Source organism: Actinophytocola sp. (genome assembly GCF_036002505.1).
In the GTDB taxonomy this organism is placed as follows: domain Bacteria; phylum Actinomycetota; class Actinomycetes; order Mycobacteriales; family Pseudonocardiaceae; genus DASYTH01.
In genome coordinates this window covers 1-2810 of sequence record NZ_DASYTH010000048.1, presented here as the reverse complement: position 1 = coordinate 2810, position 2810 = coordinate 1, and the positions used below count along the sequence as shown (strand labels likewise).

Annotated in this window: 3 protein-coding genes and 1 pseudogene; all 4 read right to left on the bottom strand. The window is 68.8% G+C overall.

Annotated features, from left to right (window positions below; translation table 11 throughout):
• Positions 1-107: NAD-dependent epimerase/dehydratase family protein (locus VGR06_RS03315; RefSeq protein ID WP_327557432.1), on the bottom strand; the 107-nt coding region annotated here is incomplete at its 3' end.
• Positions 108-425: 318 nt separating this feature from the next.
• The gene (locus VGR06_RS03310) at positions 426-1385 is read right to left on the bottom strand and encodes a PGN_0703 family putative restriction endonuclease (RefSeq protein ID WP_327557431.1); all 960 of its coding nucleotides are present in this window, start codon (positions 1383-1385) and stop codon (positions 426-428) included.
• A 78-nt stretch (positions 1386-1463) separates the two neighbouring features.
• Positions 1464-2012, bottom strand: coding sequence for a serine hydrolase domain-containing protein (locus tag VGR06_RS03305; protein WP_327557430.1), 549 nt, complete (start codon positions 2010-2012; stop codon positions 1464-1466).
• Between the two features lie 322 nt (positions 2013-2334).
• Positions 2335-2810: pseudogene (locus VGR06_RS03300) on the bottom strand (recombinase RecQ); the annotation flags it as partial.

The following is a 2810-nucleotide window of genomic DNA, read 5'->3' as shown; positions in this document are numbered from 1 at the left end:
CCCGACTTCGGTGACGCGGCGATCGCCTCGTGGCCGTGCTCGGCCAGCCTCGCGACAACCTTGGAGCCGATGAGCCCGGTGCCACCGATAACTACGACTTTCGTCATGATGGACCTTCCATGCGTTCTCCTCATCGGCAATGGGTCAATGCGCTAATTAGGTTGCGGTCCGATCCGGCGCAGCCGTGGCTGGCAGATCGCTCGGAGGTAGGGCATGGCACTTCCTTCCATCCCGGGCAAGGCGGGGTCGAGGGGAGGACTCGTGCTGGGACAACCAAGCAGCCTGAACCCAGGCAAACCAGGTGGTCAAGCAAACTCTTGGTGATGCGGATCGAGCGGTCGATGTCGTCGGGGCTCTCGCCGGCGCGGTGGGGCGCCCGGATCCGTGACCATCACGGACACGGAGGAGAAGGTCGGGTGCGTTCTTCAGCCGGGGATGTACCGGTCGCGGAGGGCCGCAACCGTCGGGCTCGGCAGAGCGCCGGCGTCGAGCAGGTCCTCGATAGACACGGACGAGAAGGTTGACTGGTCCACCAGCAGCGCTCGGTAGCGGACGCACGCCTCGGCGACGTCGGAGTTGCCGGCGGGGTAGACGACGACGTAGCGGCCCCAGCTCCAGGAGCCGCTCGCGTGCTGCAGCATCGACAGCAGCAGCAGGTGCTCCAGCCACATCACGGCGAGATCCGACCTGCCCTTGACCGCGTCGATCGCCCCGGGCTTGAAGACGCCCGACCGCTCGGCGACCTCGAGGCAGCGCCAGAGGTTGCTCGGCTTGGGGGTTTCGGGCTTGATGCGCTCGTGGTAGTTGGTGTCGACGCCCACGATCCCGTGGGTCCCCTGGTGCAGGTCGAGCACGACCGCCACGTCGAAGGCGCGGAGGCTGTTGAGGTAGGCCGGATCGAACCGGCCTGGCGAGTGCGCGAAGCGGACCTCGCGCACGGTGCCGGGCGCGTCCGGCAGCCAGGTGTGGACGGCGCGGTCGGCCAGCTGGAGGTCGGCGGCCAGGTCGCCGAACAGGTTGAACGCCATCGCCGGCGACCACAGCAGGTCGGCCCACAGGCGCTGGTGATCGAAGCTCTGGTGCGGTTCGGTGATGGAGGTTCGGGCCCTTGCCGCCTCCAGGGCGCCCGCGGTGAGGAAGTTCGCGCCGGTCTCTTTGGCGTAGGCGAGCGGGAGACGGCTCCCGACCGGCCGCGCCGGCCCACCGTCGGGTGGCGGCGCGATCGGCTGCGAGCCGATGGGGTGCCGGTTGGCCTCACGCCACTGCGCCTGGTGGTAGCGCAGCCTGCGACGGAACTCGGTCATCGCCGGTCGCCGCGGCACCCGGTCGTCGGCTTCCCAGCAGTGCGCGGCCTCCAGCTCCTGCCTCGACAGCGCCGTCCCCATGTCGAGATTGTAAGGTGCTGATCTTCGCAGCCGGCAAGCCCATCGTGCGCGCTGACCGCCGGGACCGGTGCAATTCCCTCACGGGGTGAGGAGCTCCTCGAGGTGGAGCGTGATCGGCCATGCGCCGGACGTCGTGTTGGAAAGCACCGTGTGGGTGAGCCGCTCAACCCGATCATGGACGGTGCGGAACGACACTCCAGCATCGGACCCTTCCAGCATCACCGCGTCGCGCGATTCGTGGAGCCAGAACCCCAAGCCGTAGCGCATGGACTCCGACGGCACATCGCTGCGGGGACGGACCATCTCCACGACCCAACCCGGTGACACGATCTGCCCGGCGAACAGCGCGGTCCACATGGCATGAATGTCGGCCGCGGTGGAGTAGATTCCGCCGTCTCCGCTTCCCCGGACCGGAAGATGCAGGACGTTGGTACGCAACCCGTCGGTCGCCAGGTAGCCGAGCGCGGCGCGACCAGGGACCTCGTCGGAGCGCAGAAACTCCGTATCGTGCATGCCGGCGGGACGACATACCCGTTGTCGCACCAGCTCATGAAAGGGGGTGCCGCTGGCGCGCTCGGCGAGCAACGCGAGCACGACGTAGCCGCTCACCGCGATCGACGCGCACAACGCCGGAGAACCCCGTCTCGGCAGCAACTCGATCGACCGACGCCTCCAGACGCTTCACGCGAGCTCCAGGTCACCGGCGGTGCTCTGTCGACTGCTGAGGCCGCCAACCGCGGGTCCGGTCATGTCCAAGGGGCCGCCAAGGCCCGGGGACGGCGGCATCCTCTCGCTCCTTGTGAGGTATCCGATCATGCCTGCGCCGGTTGGATAAGACACGGGAAACGGGGCGGCACCAAGGCACCACGACGCTCCTGCTCAGGTACCTGGTGCTCCCTGCCCGGCTCCTAGCCACTCGCCACAGTCAACCAATCCTGAGGCGAGCGTGTCAGTCCAAGCCGCGCCGCAGGAGCACCAGCGGGTAGACGGCGCCGGCGCCGGACTGGCGGAGCAGGGCACCGACGACGGTCAGTGTCCACTTGGAGTCGGCCGTGTCATCGACAAGCAGCACACCGCCAGGCGGGACCGGGCTGTTGACCGTGAAGGCGCCGTGGACATTGCGGCACTGGTGGGTGCTGTTGGCCATCGCCAACTGCGGCTCACCCTCCCGCGTCCGCTCGAGGACCTGATCAAGCTGCAGGCGGCCGACCTCGGCGATGCGTCGGGCCAGGTCTTCGACCAACTTGGGGTGTTGGCGGGAGGGCACGAAGCTGACCCATGTCGGCCGTTCCGACCACGCCCAGCGGCCCAGCACCCGGACCACCGCATCCACCACGTCGTCTGGGACCGGGCCATCGGCGGCGAGCAGCTCCCGCACGACCGGCCCCCAGCCCGGACCCCCGAGGGTGGCCAGCGCCCTGCCCG

Coding starts and splice junctions, on each gene's coding strand:
- VGR06_RS03310 (WP_327557431.1), bottom strand. CDS start 1,385: ATGGGGACGGCGCTGTCGAGGCAGGAGCTGGAGGCCGCGCACTGCTGG.